14 protein-coding genes and 1 tRNA gene are annotated in these 15,819 nt (G+C 60.6%); 8 read left to right on the top strand and 7 right to left on the bottom strand.

The window, feature by feature from the left end:
* The first annotated feature begins 196 nt into the window (after positions 1-196).
* Positions 197-1,219: a GGDEF domain-containing protein gene (locus tag AC13CE_RS05800; RefSeq protein WP_482971826.1), complete on the top strand. Its 1,023-nt coding sequence runs from the start codon at positions 197-199 to the stop codon at positions 1,217-1,219.
* 136 nt (positions 1,220-1,355) lie between these two features.
* Here the strand turns inward: AC13CE_RS05800 and AC13CE_RS05795 are convergent.
* Positions 1,356-1,446: transfer RNA gene (locus AC13CE_RS05795), tRNA-Ser, on the bottom strand.
* Positions 1,447-1,706: 260 nt separating this feature from the next.
* On the opposite strand from AC13CE_RS05795, the gene AC13CE_RS05790 reads away from it, so the two are divergent.
* Positions 1,707-2,795, top strand: coding sequence for a peptidylprolyl isomerase (locus AC13CE_RS05790; RefSeq protein WP_221537947.1), 1,089 nt, complete (start codon positions 1,707-1,709; stop codon positions 2,793-2,795).
* A 27-nt stretch (positions 2,796-2,822) separates the two neighbouring features.
* Here AC13CE_RS05790 and AC13CE_RS05785 read toward each other — a convergent pair whose 3' ends face one another.
* Genes AC13CE_RS05785 through AC13CE_RS05775 form a run of 3 tightly spaced genes read right to left on the bottom strand, consistent with a single transcriptional unit; the run spans position 2,823 to position 7,301 of the window.
* Entirely contained in the window at positions 2,823-3,188 is a 366-nt protein-coding gene (locus AC13CE_RS05785; protein ID WP_482971825.1) for a VOC family protein, read from the bottom strand.
* Entirely contained in the window at positions 3,185-5,278 is a 2,094-nt protein-coding gene (locus tag AC13CE_RS05780) for a RelA/SpoT family protein (RefSeq protein ID WP_221537949.1), read from the bottom strand. Before AC13CE_RS05780 ends, AC13CE_RS05785 begins: the two co-directional genes overlap by 4 nt.
* 58 nt (positions 5,279-5,336) lie before the next feature.
* Positions 5,337-7,301 (bottom strand): M1 family metallopeptidase, encoded by a 1,965-nt coding sequence (locus AC13CE_RS05775; protein ID WP_482971824.1) that lies wholly within the window; start codon positions 7,299-7,301, stop codon positions 5,337-5,339.
* Positions 7,302-7,445: 144 nt separating this feature from the next.
* On the opposite strand from AC13CE_RS05775, the gene AC13CE_RS05770 reads away from it, so the two are divergent.
* Positions 7,446-8,381 (top strand): glycoside hydrolase family 16 protein, encoded by a 936-nt coding sequence (locus tag AC13CE_RS05770; RefSeq protein ID WP_482971823.1) that lies wholly within the window; start codon positions 7,446-7,448, stop codon positions 8,379-8,381.
* A gap of 6 nt (positions 8,382-8,387) precedes the next feature.
* Here AC13CE_RS05770 and AC13CE_RS05765 read toward each other — a convergent pair whose 3' ends face one another.
* From AC13CE_RS05765 to hemF, 3 genes are read right to left on the bottom strand one after another with little or no spacing between them, the layout of a single operon-like run.
* Positions 8,388-9,056, bottom strand: coding sequence for a potassium channel family protein (locus tag AC13CE_RS05765; RefSeq protein ID WP_221537952.1), 669 nt, complete (start codon positions 9,054-9,056; stop codon positions 8,388-8,390).
* Positions 9,046-10,377 carry a TrkH family potassium uptake protein gene (locus AC13CE_RS05760; protein ID WP_482971822.1) on the bottom strand — a complete coding sequence of 444 codons (1,332 nt, stop codon included), beginning with the start codon at positions 10,375-10,377 and terminating at the stop codon, positions 9,046-9,048. Before AC13CE_RS05760 ends, AC13CE_RS05765 begins: the two co-directional genes overlap by 11 nt.
* Before the next feature lie 25 nt (positions 10,378-10,402).
* The gene (gene hemF / locus AC13CE_RS05755; RefSeq protein WP_482971821.1) at positions 10,403-11,260 is read right to left on the bottom strand and encodes an oxygen-dependent coproporphyrinogen oxidase; all 858 of its coding nucleotides are present in this window, start codon (positions 11,258-11,260) and stop codon (positions 10,403-10,405) included.
* A gap of 46 nt (positions 11,261-11,306) precedes the next feature.
* Here hemF and pdeM point away from each other — a divergent pair, with 46 nt between their 5' ends.
* From pdeM to AC13CE_RS05730, 5 genes are all read left to right on the top strand, one after another.
* A complete protein-coding gene (gene pdeM, locus AC13CE_RS05750) occupies positions 11,307-12,011 on the top strand; it encodes a ligase-associated DNA damage response endonuclease PdeM (RefSeq protein WP_482971820.1) in 705 nt (234 codons plus the stop codon).
* Between the two features lie 136 nt (positions 12,012-12,147).
* Positions 12,148-12,666: a translation initiation factor IF-3 gene (infC, locus tag AC13CE_RS05745; RefSeq protein ID WP_221537956.1), complete on the top strand. Its 519-nt coding sequence runs from the start codon at positions 12,148-12,150 to the stop codon at positions 12,664-12,666.
* Positions 12,667-12,960: 294 nt separating this feature from the next.
* Positions 12,961-14,031, top strand: a complete 1,071-nt coding sequence (locus AC13CE_RS05740; RefSeq protein ID WP_482971819.1) for a DUF547 domain-containing protein — start codon at positions 12,961-12,963, stop codon at positions 14,029-14,031.
* Positions 14,032-14,112: 81 nt separating this feature from the next.
* Positions 14,113-14,295: a hypothetical protein gene (locus tag AC13CE_RS05735; protein WP_482971818.1), complete on the top strand. Its 183-nt coding sequence runs from the start codon at positions 14,113-14,115 to the stop codon at positions 14,293-14,295.
* Between the two features lie 45 nt (positions 14,296-14,340).
* A complete protein-coding gene (locus AC13CE_RS05730) occupies positions 14,341-15,747 on the top strand; it encodes an SLC13 family permease (protein ID WP_482971817.1) in 1,407 nt (468 codons plus the stop codon).
* The last annotated feature ends 72 nt before the right edge of the window (positions 15,748-15,819 follow it).

Genomic DNA, 15,819 nt, shown 5'->3' with positions numbered 1-15,819 from the left:
TGTTGCCGCGCAATCGCGGGCGATACCTTCGAGGCGCGTCCCGAACCGAAATCGCAGCGATTGCAGTGCTTCTAAACTCTAACCATTCCGCTTTTAGTCCGGACGGTTTCCCCACAAGGTTGAGGTCTTCGGCATCGCCGATTCTGCTAAGGTCCGAAGTACGTCTTTACCGCGCTTGCCAGAGTGTGGCCGTTCGTTGCTCTTTGATTTTTGCGCTTATGTCCGGATAAACGTGGTATTTACCCCGAGATGTCACCGAGGCCAATTATCTCGAGCCGGACCCATGAACAAAATACTTGCACCGAAGGCCTTCAATCGCGTCACCAACCTCGCAGCTGGCGACGAGGTGAACACCCTGGAACTGTACGATCAGGCCGCTTCACTCGCAGCTCTGGGCGCTTGGTCATGCGATCTCGAAAGCGAACGTCTTACCTGGACAGGTGGAGTTTTTAAACTCTTCGGTCTCTCCGTCGAGCAGCCGCTCGAGCGACAGAGCATTGTCGAGCTCTATAGCGAACAGTCACGCGAGCTACTCGAGCGAAAACGATCGCACGCAATTGAGACGGGTGGAGCCTTTTCGCTCGACGCCAACATAGTGCGCCCTGACGGGGAGGAGCGCTGGATACGGATAAACGCAGCGACGCGAAGCTCCGGTGGACGAGCCAGAACTCTTTACGGGATGAAGCAGGACATTACCGAGGATCACACACGGTGGGAAGCCCTGCGAGCTATGGCCGAATTGGACCCACTCACTGGCGTTGGAAACCGCTCGCGCTTTCAGCGCTTCCTGGACCAACCAGATGAGCCTGCTCAGGACGACGTCGGGGCGTTAATCTTGTTCGACATGGACGAGTTTAAGCGGCTCAACGACTGGTGGGGACACTCTGCCGGGGATGCGTGTCTAGCCGCTTTCGGAGAGCGACTGAGAAATGCGTTTCCCGAAGCGCAACTTATTTCGCGGATCGGCGGCGATGAATTCGCAGTGTTGCTTCCGTCTGGCAAAACGCGGCGCGATACGGAGATGGAAGTGGGAATGCGCATCGGTAGCCTGCGGAGCCCAATACTTTACAACGGCGATTTATTGCCAATTGACGTGTCGGTTGGATTGGCCTTCGTTCCGAAAGACACTGAATTGAACCCCAAACTCTTGTTCGAAGCGGCCGACAGGGCGCTTTACGACGCCAAGAGAAATACCTCGAAATTTCTTGTCTGCTCATGATGCGTAGTATCGATAGGCAGCCAGAGCATATACTCTATCAATCGCTCTCTGAACTACGCAAAGACCGCTTGAAGGCCGCAGAACTGCGGGATTCAGGGATGAAGCGTCTGGTTTAGGTGAGCTTGGTCAGACTAGGTGGCGGAGCAGGAGGGATTCGAACCCTCGATACGGGGTTACCGTATACACACTTTCCAGGCGTGCGCCTTCGACCACTCGGCCACTGCTCCGCATTCCCGGAAGGCGCGCCTCTAGCGGGACTTGGCAGGGTGCGCAACAGCGACAAGGCGGGCACCGCGCAGGCGCAGGAATTTTATCGGCGGGCGGGAACCGGATCCTGTGTAGCGGCGTTTCGGATTTACACCCCCCAAGTTGCGGTGCTGCGCGGAATGGCATTCCCTGCGAACACCGTTACAGAGCCCCTTCCCGCCCACAAAAACGTGCGTGAAGGGGCTTTTCTTTTGCGCAGGCGGTGCCAAGCTCCTTCTCCATGAAAAAGCACCTGATCTCGCTGGCAGCAGCGCTCACCCTTGGCTCGCCTCTTGCCGCTCAGGAAACCGTCGAAAGTCCGCCCAGTCCCAACGAGATCGTGGAGCAGGCAGGCGCTGAGGAGTGGGTCGCGATCCCCGCTGAAGACCTGCTGGTGATGACGCTTGCTCCTGATGCCGAGGGGAACGCGCGCAGGGTGGTAATCCAGTTGATGCCCGAACCCTTCAGCCAGGGATGGGTGGAGAACATCCGAACCCTCGCCCGCGCCGGATGGTATGACGATATCACCGTCAACCGTGTACAGGACAATTACGTCGTCCAGTGGGGCGATCCCAATTACGACAATCCTGAGGCTCAAGGTGAGGCCAAGCCGCTGCCTGAAGGGCTGAGGGTGATGGATGAGAGCGACTATGCTACTTTGCGGAAAACACCTGGAGGCAGCGAACTTAACCGGGCCGTGCGGGCATTCGCTCATCGATACGCAAAAGCAATTGCTTCCAATCCCGAAGCTACTAGGTTTGATCCGGTGCACAATCGCTATGAGATAGTCGGCCGATATCAGTCCGATAGCTATGCACAATTTACTGGTTTTCGCTGGGGTTGGCCCTTCGCAGGCGCACCGATCGGCTTCTGGCCCGTCCATTGCTACGGCATGGTCGGCGTCGGGCGCGGAATGTCACCAGATACGGGTTCGGGCGCCGAACTCTACACGGTGATCGGTCATGCCCCGCGCCATCTGGACCGTAATATCGCGCTGGTCGGGCGGATCGTGGAGGGGATGGAACACCTCTCCAGCCTCCCGCGCGGTTCGGGCGCGCTAGGCTTCTACACAGCGGAGGAGGCGGACAAGCGCACACCGATACTCTCGGTCCGCGTGGCCAGCGACCTGCCTGAAGCGGGAACGGCCTCTAGTAGCGAAGCGGTAGGCCGACAAACACGCCCGGAATTCGAATACCTCTCCACCGAGGGAGAGACCTTCGCTCGCTATGCCGAAGCCCGTGCCAACCGCCGCGATCCCTTCTTCATCGTGCCCGCGGGCGGCGCAGACATCTGCAACATTCCGGTGCCGGTCAGACGCGTTGAAAGGTAATAGTCCGAGCCTGAAACAGACCCGCGTCTAGAGCCTTTCCATCAGCTCGATACGGTTGCCGAAGGGATCGGCGATGTCGCCTCGGCGATAACCGTCGAGCGGCTTGCCCGGTTTGAAAGGAACCCCCGAAGCCTCCAGCTTGGCTGCCAGCGCACCGAGGTTTTCGACCAGCAACGCGGGATGCGCGCGGCGGGCAGGCAGGAAGGCGTCCTCGACCCCGTAGTGAATCGCTATGCCCTCATCTTCGAACCAGCATCCGCCATTGACAGCGAGATGCGCGGGCTTCTCGACCTCCCGCAGTCCCATCGCCCCGGTCCAGAACTTGCGCGCATGCGGTTCCCCGCCGTGCGGCATGGCGAACTGGACGTGGTGGATGCCGGTGATCAGGCTCATGCGCGCTCTGCCTGCGCCACTGCATCGCTGGCACGCAGCGCGCTGAGGATGCGGGTGAGGTGTGCAAGGTCCTGTACTTCCAGATCAACCTCGTAAGTCGTGAACGGGTGATCGAGTTGGGTCTGCTCCAGGCTTTTCACATTGGCCGCGTTCTGCGCGAAAATCCCCGCCATTTCGGCGAGCGTGCCCGGCCGGTCGTAAAGCGTGACGCCAAGCCGGCCGACAGCGCCGCGCGATCGCCGGCCCCAACTCAGATCGAGCCAGTCATTGTCGATACCGGTGGCGAGCTGGTGGCAATCGATCGCGTGTACCTCCACCCCCTCACCCTTCTTGCGCAGCCCGACGATCCGATCCCCCGGCACCGGATGGCAGCATTCGGCCAGTTGGTAGCCGACACCCGGGGTCAGGCCGCGGATCGAAAGTGATTTGCCACTGCGCAGCCATTCGTCGTCTTCCTCGGCCATGTCCTCGGTCGAGCCGGGAACGAGCGCTTCCATCACGGTGCGATCGGAAATTTTCGCCGCACCGATGGCGTAGAAGAGATCTTCCGGCTCTTCCATTTCCAGCCGCTTGAGCGCCTCGCGCAGTGCTTTCTTGCCGATCTTGGCGGGCACGCGGGTGACGATTTCGTCATAGAGTTTCTGCCCGATATCGGCGACCTCGGCACGTTCCTTCTGCCGCACCGCACGGCGGATGGCGGCACGGGCCTTGCCGGTGATGACGAAACCCAGCCAGCTCATCTGCGGCTCGGCATTCTTGCCTTTCAGGATTTCGACCACGTCGCCATTGTTGAGCTGGGTGCGCAGGGGCATGTGCCGTCCGTTGATCTTCGCACCCACCGTCTGCGCGCCGAGATCGGTATGCACCGCAAAGGCGAAATCGACCGCGGTCGCGCCCTTTGGCAGCTGGAACAGCGCGCCCTTTGGCGTAAAAGCGAAGATGCGATCCTGATAAATCGCCATGCGCGTATGCTCGAGCAGTTCCTCGGCATCGTGGCTGGCATCGACGATCTCGATCAGGTCACGCAGCCAACCGACTGCGCCATCGGGCCGGTCGCCCTGCTTGTAAGCCCAGTGCGCGGCAAGGCCGAATTCATTTGTCTGGTGCATGTCCCGCGTGCGGATCTGCACTTCCACCCGCATCGACTTTCCGTAAATCAGCGAGGTATGAAGCGAGCGGTAGCCATTGGTCTTGGGCGTCGAGATATAATCTTTGAACTTGCCCGGTAGGAACTGCCACGTCGTGTGCAGCACACCCAGCGCGCGGTAGCAATCGGCCACATCGTCGCAGATGACGCGAAAGGCCATGATGTCGGTTACCTGTTCGAAGCTGACGTGACGCTCAGCCATCTTGCGCCAGATCGAATAGGGATGCTTCTCGCGTCCCGAAACCTCCACATGCAGGCCCGTTTCGGCCAGCGCATGCTTCATGTCGAGCGCGATGGCATCGACCTGCCCGCCATCTTGTTCGCGGATCTGCTGCAAACGCTTGGTAATGGTGGTATAGGCTTCGGGCTCGATCTGCTCGAAGGCGAGCAGCTGCATCTCGCGCATATATTCATACATACCCACGCGCTCTGCCAGCGGGGCGTAGATATCCATCGTCTCGCGCGCGATCCGCTGGCGCTTTTCGGGCTTCTTGATGAAGTGGAGCGTGCGCATGTTGTGCAGCCGGTCGCCCAGCTTCACCAGCAGCACACGTATATCCTCGCTCATGGCGAGCAGGAACTTGCGCAGGTTCTCCGCCGCGCGTTCGTTCTCGGGCATCTGCTCGATCTTGGATAGCTTGGTCACCCCGTCGACCAGCCGCGCGACTTCGGGGCCGAAATTGGCCTCGATATCCTCGATCGTGGCCAGCGTATCCTCGACCGTATCGTGCAACAGCGCGGTGGCGATCGTCTCCTGGTCGAGCTTCAGATCGGTCATCAGACCCGCAACCTCGACCGGATGGCTGAAATACGGATCACCACTGGCGCGCGTCTGTGTGCCATGCTTCTGCACAGTATAGACATAGGCGCGGTTCAGCATCGCCTCGTCGGCGTCGGGGTCGTATTCGAGGACCCGCTCTACAAGTTCGTACTGGCGCAGCATCTGCTGTTTAAGATGGGGGCAAAGCGCCTCTTTTTGCAATGCAAAAGAGCGGGTGAGACTATTCGCTTCTTCCCATCACCCGATCGACCGCGCCGCGCGTCACCGCGTGGTATGTCGGGCGGGTTTCCGTGTAGATCCGCGTTGCGATGTGTCGGCCCCACTCACCCTCATTCCACAGTGTTGCGAAAAGTGGGCTTACGAACTTGGCACGACCGACGCGGCCTAGGAATTCCTCGGTTTGCGGAACGGCGGGTTCATAGCGGTTGGCCAGTGCCAGTTCGAGCCAGAGAAACAGGATTTCGTTATTCTGCGTGGTCGAAAGGCCGAGCTTGCTTTCGAGATTTTCGAGTTCACGAGCGCTCAGCTCAGTCGGAATACGCTGAAGAAAGCGCTGGCGTTCGGCAGAAGTCCAGTTCCCCCATTCAGATGGTGTCCTGAGCCGGAGACCCTCGGCATCAGGGAAAGCCATCCCTGTCGCCGGATCGACTATTGCGGTACGAATCCTGCTGTAGTCCCTCACCGCCGCATCGACTTCGGCAAAGGCCGCCGGATCGGGCCGCGCGACATTGGACGGGAGGCCCGGTTCGAAGATCCACTCGCGCAGCATCAGCCGGTCGGCCTCTGCCTGGTTGCGGACTAGGTTCGCCATCATGTCGTCATAGAACAGCTCGCTGGTCGCTGGCTGGAATGCGTGGTTGTCGAACCACTGGCGCAGCCACGCATCGAACCGCTCGCGGCCCACGATGCTTTCTACCGTGCGCAGGAAGAAGTGGCCCTTGTCATAGGTGATCGCGCTGCCGATTTCGGCACCGGTGGATTCGTGGTGCAGCGCAGTGCCTGGCGCATCCATGCCGACTTCGGCCAGCACGTCCTCGATTCCCGCAAAGGCCAGCGCGGCTTCCTGCTCAGCGCGTTTCTCCCCATAAACCGCCTTGACGATGCGGTTTTCGAAATAGGAGGTCACGCCCTCGTTCAGCCAGCTGTCTTCCCAGACCGCATTGGTGACGAGATTGCCCGACCAGCTATGCGCCAGCTCATGCGCGACGAGACCGTTGTTTGATCGGTCGCCCGCAATGAAGGTCGGCGTGAGGAAGGTCATCACCGGATTTTCCATTCCGCCATACGGAAAGGCGGGCGGCAGTACGATCATGTCGTAGCGTCCCCAGCGGTATTCGCCATAAAGCTCTTCCGCCGCATCGATCATCTCTTCGGTATCGGCGACTTCGTTATAGGCACGCTCCAGCGCCGAAGGTTCGGCCCAGACACCGCTGCGCGGACCTATTGCCTGGAAATCGATATCGCCTGCCGCGATGGCGATGAGATAAGGCGGCACCGGCTTGTCCATCACGAAACGAAAAGCGCGGCGACCATTGCCCAGATCCTCCGGCTCGCCCTGTCGCACTCCGCTCATCACCACGTCGAGCGGCTTGGGGGCGGTGACGCGTGCTTCCCACGTCTGCCGGATTCCGGGGCTGTCCTGCGTGGGTATCCATGTCCGGTTGAGGATCGCCTGACCCTGGCTGAAGAGATAGGGATATTCGCCGCCAGCGGTCTGCTCGGGGGTCAGCCATTGGAGGGCTGCCGCATCGGCGGGTGCCATGTACTGGATGCTGACATTGCGCGCGCCTTCCAGCTGGATCGTCAGGGGCGCGCCCTTGCCGCCTTCTTCAACTGCCTCGCCGATCTCGTAGGAAAGCTCGCGTCCCGAACCGTCGGTGATACGCGAAATCTGCAGACCATTGCTATCAAGCACGAGTTCCTCCTCGCCTGGCTCGGCCAACACCCGCAGGTTAGCCACACCGCCGACACGCTTCGTTTCGAAGTCCAAGGCGAGATCGAGTGCCACATGAGTCACGCGCGCTTCCTGCGGCTGGGCATAGGTCATTGTGTCGACAGCATCGGACCCGGTGAGGATGGGAGAGACCATCGGATCGGCAACCGTTGCTGGACTGGAACCCGTCGGCGACGTGGCGCACGCGGTTGTGGCAAGCAGCAGGGACAGGACGGTGATGGTGCGACGCATGGAATTCTCCCGGATTGTCTTCAGGCCGGAGGATGCCCCGGCACGGACTAAACGCGGGCCGTCCTATCGACGATCCCGGCACCGTAATCCAGTGCTGGCGATGAAATCGTCCGCAGCCTCTGGCAATGTACGGGGAAATAAGGCATGGGAACGTTAACAATAAATGGCGGAGAGGCTGCTATGATCCGGATTTCCACCCTTGCCCTGTCAATCGCGCTGATGCTGGGCGCCGCGGGCACATTGTACGCGCAGCAGGCAGATGCCGGCGCAGCGTTGGCCGAAGCGGTCGCGCCGGAGCGCGAATTGCTGTTCGCCGACGAATTCAACGGCGGGGCGCTCGACCGTGATAAGTGGATCGTTATCGGTCCTGACTTCTGGGTGAACAACGAACAGCAGGCCTATATCGACGATCCCTCGACCATCGCATTCCGCAGCGATGTGCCCGGGGCGGATGGCGGCGCTCTGGTTTTGCGTCCCGTGTTCAAGCCCGGGACCGATCCCAAGGCCGAGCGGAATGCGCCGTTCGTTTCCGGCCGGATCGAAAGCCAGGGCAAGTTCGATTTCCAGCACGGCCGCGCCGAAGCGCGGATCAAATTGCCCGATAACGTGGGCGTATGGCCAGCTTTCTGGCTATTGGGCAACGACCGGTGGCCGGACACCGGCGAAATCGACATCATGGAATATGTCGGTGAAAAGGACTGGATCGGCGTCGCCCTTCACGGCCCGGGCTACTCGGGCGAGACCCCGCTGGTAAACAAGTTCTTCTTCCCCGAAGGCGTCGACGTGACGGCCTGGCATACCTATGCCGTGGAGTGGACCGACGAGCAGATCGATTTCCTGATCGACGGCCACGTAACCTACCGTGTGACCCGCCCCATGGTCGAGAACTACGGCGAATGGCGCTTCGACAATGAGAAATACCTCATTCTCAACTTCGCCATGGGCGGTGCATACCCGTTCAAGACCAACCGCATCGAGGAACCCTATAACGGCGTTCCCCAGGAAACTGTCGATGCGGTGAAACGGGGTGAGGTGGAAATGCTGGTCGACTGGGTGCGCGTTTACGCACCGAAAAAGTAAAAGCCGTCAGCTCACTGAAATTGCCGAGAAGGCCTCGATCCGGTCGATCCGACCCGATACCACCAGCTCGTCGTCGGGCATGATAATCGTGTCGGGCACGGCGTGGATGAAATCCTCGCCCGCCCGCTTCACGCCGACCACCGTAACATCGAATTTCTTGCGGCACTGGCTGGTTACCAGCGGCAGGCCGATGATCGGCTCGGGCGCTTTCAGGCGGGCGATGGCGAATTCGCCATCGAAGCTGATGAAATCGAGCAGGCGTTCGTTGACCAGGTGCGCAACGCGTTCGCCCATTTTCTGTTCGGGAAAGACGACGTGATGTGCCCCGGTGCGTTCCAGAATACGGCCGTGTCGGTCGCTCGTCGCCTTGGCCCAGATATTTGGCAGACCGAGATCGACCAGCGCCAGTACCGCCAGCAGGCTCGCCTCCACATTGGAGCCGATAGCCACAATGGCAGTATCGAATTCAGCCGCTCCAAGTCGGCGCAGGGTTTCGATCTCGGTACAATCAGCTTCGACGATCTGGGTGAGCGCATCCTTGTGCTCGCGAACGATTTCAGCATCGGCATCGGCGCCGAGCACTTCGTGCCCCATACGTTCGAGAGTGGCAGCGACGGCGCTGCCGAAACGGCCAAGACCGATGACGAGGACGGGTTTGCGTGGGTCAACCGACAATCGGGTTCTCCTCGGGATAACGATATGGGCGATCGCTTCCGCCAAGGGCAAGCGCGGTCGCAGCGGTAATGGTTCCAACGCGGCCGATGAACATCAGCATCGCCAGCACGATCAGCGCCGACGGCGGCAATTGCGCGGTGATGCCGGTCGACAGGCCGACGGTGGCGAAGGCGGAGATCGTCTCGAACAATACGTCCTGCAAGGGCAGCCGCGTGATCGAGGTTATGAACATGGTCGCACACAAGACCATGAGCAATGCGAGCGAGGCAACGGTCAGAGCCTGCCGCTCCACCGCATGGCCGAAGCGGCGGCCGAACATGCCCGCATCGCGTCGCCGCAGGACTTCTGCCAGTACGATCGCGAGAAGCACCAGGAATGTCGTAATCTTGATGCCTCCAGCGGTGCCGGCGCTGCCGCCGCCGATGAACATAAGTACGTAATTCACCACCAGCGTTTCCTCGCGGAAAGCGCCGAGATCGAGGCTATTGAATCCGGCGGTGCGCGGCATGACCGAATGAAACCCTGCGTTGAGCAGCTTGGCTCCGGTCGCCATCGGCCCGAGCGTATCGGGATTGCTCCACTCCATGAGCATTATCGCCAGCCAGCCTAACAGCAGGAGCATCAGCGTGCCAGCCAGCGTCATCTTCGAATGCAGCGTCCATTGTCGCCAGTGCCGTCCGTGAACGCGCCAGTCTTCCATCACAGGAAAGCCGAGCGCCGAGACGATCACCGCCAGCGCTATCGGCACCAGGATGACACCATCGCCCTGGAAACCCATGACGCTGTCCGAGAAGGTCGAGAATCCGGCATTGTTGAAGGCACTGATCGCGTGGAAAAGCCCGTGCCATGCAGCCTCGCCCGCGTTCATGCCCCAGTTAGTAGCAAAGCGGAGCGCGAGAATCACCGCCAGTATCAGTTCCACCGTAATTGTGATCCGCAGGATAAGCTTCAGAAGCGACGCTGTACCCGTAAGATTCAGGCGGCTACGCTCGACCTGGGTTGCCATCCGGTCACGCAGACCGAAGCCGCGTCCTGCCATGAGACCCAGCAAGGTTGCCGCCGTCATGATGCCCAGCCCGCCGATCTGAAACAGCGCCATGATCACAACCTGCCCGAAACCGGACCAATAGGTTCCGGTGTCGACCACTACGAGTCCGGTCACGGCGACTGCCGAAGTTGAAGTGAACAAGGCCGTGACAAACGGCACCGGCTCGCTCTCGGCGCTCGCGATGGGAAGCATAAGCAGGATGGTGCCAAGCGCAATCGCTGCCAGAAACAGCAGCGGGATCAATCGCACCGGATCGCGAAGGGCGTGAATCATGACGGCATAGCGCGCAACTGCGTGGTTAGCTCCACGTCGCTTCGGGGGGCAGGCTCATCAGGATGGCATCGATATTGCCGCCTGTCTTGAGCCCGAACAACGTCCCGCGGTCGTAGACGAGGTTAAATTCGGCATAGCGACCGCGCCATTCGAGCTGCTGGCGTTTCTCGGCATCGGTAAATTCACTGTCCATCCTGCGACGCACCAGTTTCGGGAATATGTCGAGGAAGGCTTCTCCCACATCCTTCGTGAAGGCAAAATTCCGCTCGAAAGCGGCTTCGTCATCGCATTCGAGGTGATCGTAGAAAATCCCGCCTACACCGCGATGCACGCCGCGGTGGGGAATGTAGAAATAGTCGTCGGCCCATTTCCTGAACCGGTCGTAATAAGTCGGGTTGTGCGCGGCGCAGGCGGCGCGGAACCGGGCGTGGAATTCCTCGGTGTCCTCCTCATAGGGAATCGGCGGATTGAGATCGGCCCCGCCCCCGAACCACGCAGCCTGCGTTGTCAGGAAACGCGTGTTCATATGGACCGCAGGCACATGCGGATTGGCCATATGCGCGACGAGGCTGATCCCGGTAGCGGTGAAGCCGGGGTTTTCTGCACTGGCGCCATTTATCGAGGCGGCGAATTCGGGCGCGAAATTGCCGCGAACGGTCGAAACATTGACGCCGACCTTCTCGAATATCTTGCCCCTCATCAGGCCGCGCGTGCCGCCCCCGGGATCATCGTTACCCTCTTCCTCGCGGTCCCAGCCGTCGTACTGGAACGAGGCATCGCTGCCCGCTTCGCGCTCGATGCTTTCGAACTCTGCGCAGATGCGTGTTCGCAGGGTTTCGAACCAGCCACGCGCCTGTTCTGTCTCATCGGCCCAGTCGGTCATGGGAGAAGCCCTTGCCATTGTAGCGCGCAAGCGGCAATAGCGATGCATGGTTCCCCTTTCGTTCGCAGGAGAGGAATGGCTCCTCACCGAAGGTCGTGCGCTTTACTGGCCGCGAGAGCAGGCGCTGCTGGTGGCCGACCTGCACCTTGAGAAAGGGAGCTTTTTCGCCCGTCACGGGCAGATGGTCCCGCCCTACGACAGCCGCGAAACGCTGGAGCGCGTGGCACTCGCCATCCGCGAAACCGGCGCGCGCAGGGTCATTACCCTGGGCGACAATTTCCACGATTCGGAGGGGTCCGCACGGCTTGAACCGTATGCTGCAGGAATGCTCTCGGCGCTTACGAGGGCGGTCGACTGGGTATGGATCACCGGCAATCACGATCCCGACATGGACGTGCGTTGCGGCGGGACTTTGGCAGAGGAGCTGGAGATCGGCGGCACTATCCTGCGCCACCGCGCGCAGCGGGGCGAGACCCGGCCCGAACTTTCCGGGCACTATCACCCGCGCCTGCAACTCACCGTCCATCGCCGCCACATCCGCCGCCCCTGCGCAGTGGTGAGCACGAATGAAGACGCTGGCGGCAACCCTTCCGGGCGCATGATCCTGCCTGCTTTCGGCGCTTACACCGGCGGGATGAATGCCGCCGATCCGGCTATTTTAGAGGCGCTCCAGCCGGCGGAGCGAATCGATGCCGTCGTGTCCGCAAAAGGCAGGTTGGCCCGCTTCAACCTTTGGTCCCGCGCTGCGTGATGGCAACGGATGCGGAGAAATCAGCGCGCGTGATTGCCTTCCCCTTTGCGAATCTGCGGAACAGCGCCTACATCTTCACATTCGATAGAGACGTAACCAAGGAGAATACCCCATAGCCCGTCCACCCCGGCGCAGCATGCAAATGCCCGTGAAAAGCGGCCCGCGCTACGATAACATGATCAATGTCCCCAAGGTCCGCGTGATCGATCACGAAGGCGAAAACCTGGGGGTGATGTACACCCGCGAAGCGACCGAGCAGGCCAACGAGCTTGGCCTCAACCTCGTCGAAGTGTCCCCAAATGCGGACCCGCCGGTGTGCAAATTCCTCGATGTTGGCAAGTATCGCTTCGAAGCGCAGAAGAAAGCCAACCTGCAGCGCAAGACGCAAAAGACGCAGGATATCAAGGAAATCAAGATGCGCCCGAACATCGATGATCACGATTACGATGTGAAGATGCGCAACGTGCACAAGTTCATCGACAATGGCGACAAGGTGAAGTGCACCCTGCGCTTCCGCGGCCGTGAAATGGCGCACCAGCAGTTGGGCATGGACCTGCTCAACCGCGTGCGTGACGATATGGAAGAGACCGCCAAGGTCGAGAGCTTCCCGCGCCTCGAAGGCCGCCAGATGGTAATGGTGCTCGCGCCGAAGTAGGCAAGGCAGGTAATCAATGAGTTTGACGGGGCGGCACGCGAGTGTTCGCCCCGTTGGTGTTGTAGAATAGCAGATTTAAGGATTTATCCGTTGCTTGTATTCGACGGATAACACCATTCGCTCGGCAAAGCACATGGCATCGGTGTAATTATTCTTCTAAAATTCATCGTGATAGCCATTCTGAATTTTTGGACAGATAGAGCCATGATTTTCCGTTCGATCATCATAATCGGCGCATTTGCAAGCTTCGCCTGCGCCTTACCCCTCCATGCACAACAGGGAGGCGCGAAGCCGGTGAGCAGTCCCACCACAGGCGATGCTATTGATCGTTTCGTACCCCGACCGTCGGGCAAAGAGACCAAGTTCGAATACTCGTTCTTCGATACGGCGCTAGAATACATGGTGTTGCGCATGTGGCCTTCGACGCGCGACGGGTCACGCAATCCCGATCCCATCATTGGATCACGGATGAATTGGGGCCACACCTCACGCTACAGGCTGGAGAGCAACCGAATTGTCTTTTCCATGCTCGAGGAAAAGGACATCACGCCCTTGACCGAATACCGACAAGATCTGGAGCGGCTCGGGAGTGAAATCGATATTGCGTCGCTGCCGCGGAACGAGCAGCTCGCCTACTGGATGAATCTTCATAACGTCGCGGTCATCGAACAGATCGCGATCAACTACCCGGTCAAGTCCCCTTCGCTGCCCAAATTCGGCCCCGGACAAACTCCGCTCGACCACGCGAAGGTCCTGACCGTCGACGGAATCGCCCTCAGCCCGCACGACATCCGTACTCGGATCGTGTTTCCCAACTGGAACGATCCCGATGTCATCTATGGCTTCTTCCGAGGGGACATCGGAGGCCCTTCTATCCAGAGAAGAGCGTACACAGGGGAGAATTTGGCCGAGCTTCTAGGCAGCTCAGCGCGTGAATTCGTCAATTCGCTGCGCGGCCTTGAGAGCTTCGGCAAGAATATCAGCGTGTCGAAAATCTACGAGGAAGCAGCCCCCTTCTACTTCCCGCGTATGGATGAAGACCTGCGTGCACATCTTGCAGAACACGCCGCACCAGAAGTTTCGAGCCTCCTCGCGCAAGGCGGGGAGTTTGAAATAAATCGTTATGAAGACACGGTCGCCGATCTGGCCGGTGGGGAAAAGGAACCGAGTTACAGTTATGTCGAACTGGGAGGCATGCCACAGGATACGCGCATCAGCCCCTCGATTGCGCGCCTCCTTGGTGAGCGCCAGCAGAAGATCGAGCAGTTGCTCCGCGATGGCGAATTGCGCGGTCGTGTGATCGTCCTGTCGCCGGCAACGGGTGAAGAGATCTCGGCCGAGGAAACCGCGCCCGAAATCGACTAGCGACCATCCCAGAGGTTGCCAGGCCACGTGCTGTGAGTCGAGGCAGGAACACATATGCCGCGCTCCCGGTTTTCATTTTATTTGATTTTTCTCGGATCATCCTACTACATCAGCCGCGCGACGATTACGGCCGAAGACCCCGACGGACTCCACGTGCGGTACGAGGGGCAGATCATGCTACGGCGGATCAACGATGTACCCGGCGCCACCGAACAGCAACTGCGCTGGAATATCGACAGCGTAACGCTCGACTGGACGCACTAGCCCTCGCCTTCCCCGCTTGCTAGCAGCACGGCAGGGGAGAGAGGGATGACCGCCAAGCGTATCGGACTGGGCGTGGGCGCACTGGCCCTGCTGGCCAGCATCCTGCTGCCGATGCCCGCTGGAATGAGCCGCGAGGCCATGATCGTTGCGGGTCTCGTCATCCTGATGGCCGCCTGGTGGATGACCGAGGCGCTGCCGCTTACCGCCACTGCGCTGATGCCGTTCCTCGTCCTGCCCTTCGCCGGGGTAATGGATGCGCAGGAGACGGCCAGCGCCTATTATTCACCCATCCTCTTCCTGATCCTTGGCGGGGCCTTCATCGCACTTGCCATCGAGCGGACCGGACTACACAGGCGCCTTGCGCTCGCCCTGTTGAGGATCGCCGGCCACCGTGGTCAGGCAGGCGTGCTGCTGGCCTTCATGGTGACGGCTGCGATCCTTTCCATGCTGATATCCAACACCTCCACCGCGCTCATCATGATGCCGATGGCAATGGCGGTCCTGGCCAGCGGTGGGTCACCTGAGGGAGACACCGAGGGACTGGCGGGAGCACTTCCCATAGGCATCGCCTTTGCCGCCAGCATCGGCGGACTCGGCACGCTGGTCGGATCGCCGACCAACGCCATCGCTGTAGGTCTGCTCGACACGATGACCGGCACGCGCATCACCTTTGCGCAATGGACGCTCTACGGCCTGCCGGTCGTGATCCTCGGCGTTCCGCTGGCGGCATTTCTGGTAGCGCGGGTCCAGAAGGTGGCGGCGCACCCCTTCGATACGGAGGCAGCGCGCCGCGCAATCGACTTGCATACGGCCTGGAGCAGCGCGGAGAAGCGGCTCGTCCCAGTGGTCGCAGTGACCTTTACACTGTGGATGGGCCAGATGTGGATCGCGCCCTACCTGCCCGATGGCTCATTGACCGACGGGACAATCGCCGTCGCCATGGGGCTGACACTGTTCCTCCTGCCCGACGGGACGGGACGGCCGCTGCTCCTCTGGAAAGAGGCCGACCGCGCACCCTGGGGCGTGATCATGATGTTCGGCGGCGGTCTCGCGCTCGCGGCGGGCATGGGTGCAAGCGGGTTGGCCGACTGGCTGGGGCAGGCGCTTCTGCCGCTCGAAAGCTGGCCGCTGCTGCTCGTCGCGCTGGCGGTCGTGGCGATGGTGGTTCTCATCACCGAATTCGCCAGCAATGTCGCCACAGCCAGCGGGATCATTCCCGTTGTCGCCGCGCTGGTGGTAGCGCTCGGCGTCGATCCGATTCTGCTCGCCATGCCTGCCGCACTCGCCGCCAGCTGGGGCTTCATGCTGCCCGCCGGGACCGGGCCGAATGCCATCGCCTGGGCGACCGGGCGTATCCGTATCGAGCGCATGGTCAAGGCGGGTCTCCTGCTCGACCTGGCAGGCATCTTTATGATCGTCGGGGTGGTCTGGGGGATCGGCGCGTTGGTCTGAGCAGGCAGTTGATTCCCGTTCGCGTCCGCCATATTGGCAGGCCCATATCGGCTGCCGGTGGAGAGGCGTTCC

The sequence above is a fragment of the Qipengyuania sp. B-5 genome (assembly GCF_056857815.1).
The sequence above is the reverse complement of the archived record's forward strand: the minus strand, read 5'-3'. Positions and strand labels throughout refer to the sequence as shown.

What these genes read in the sequence shown, in the direction of transcription:
- AC13CE_RS05790 (WP_221537947.1), top strand. Translation starts at nt 1,707, where the DNA reads ATGAAAAAGCACCTGATCTCGCTGGCAGCAGCGCTCACCCTTGGCTCG.
- AC13CE_RS05785 (WP_482971825.1), bottom strand. Translation starts at nt 3,188, where the DNA reads ATGAGCCTGATCACCGGCATCCACCACGTCCAGTTCGCCATGCCGCAC.
- AC13CE_RS05780 (WP_221537949.1), bottom strand. Translation starts at nt 5,278, where the DNA reads ATGCTGCGCCAGTACGAACTTGTAGAGCGGGTCCTCGAATACGACCCC.
- AC13CE_RS05775 (WP_482971824.1), bottom strand. Translation starts at nt 7,301, where the DNA reads ATGCGTCGCACCATCACCGTCCTGTCCCTGCTGCTTGCCACAACCGCG.
- AC13CE_RS05770 (WP_482971823.1), top strand. Translation starts at nt 7,446, where the DNA reads ATGGGAACGTTAACAATAAATGGCGGAGAGGCTGCTATGATCCGGATT.
- AC13CE_RS05760 (WP_482971822.1), bottom strand. Translation starts at nt 10,377, where the DNA reads ATGATTCACGCCCTTCGCGATCCGGTGCGATTGATCCCGCTGCTGTTT.
- hemF (WP_482971821.1), bottom strand. Translation starts at nt 11,260, where the DNA reads ATGACCGACTGGGCCGATGAGACAGAACAGGCGCGTGGCTGGTTCGAA.
- pdeM (WP_482971820.1), top strand. Translation starts at nt 11,307, where the DNA reads ATGGTTCCCCTTTCGTTCGCAGGAGAGGAATGGCTCCTCACCGAAGGT.
- infC (WP_221537956.1), top strand. Translation starts at nt 12,148, where the DNA reads ATGCAAATGCCCGTGAAAAGCGGCCCGCGCTACGATAACATGATCAAT.
- AC13CE_RS05730 (WP_482971817.1), top strand. Translation starts at nt 14,341, where the DNA reads ATGACCGCCAAGCGTATCGGACTGGGCGTGGGCGCACTGGCCCTGCTG.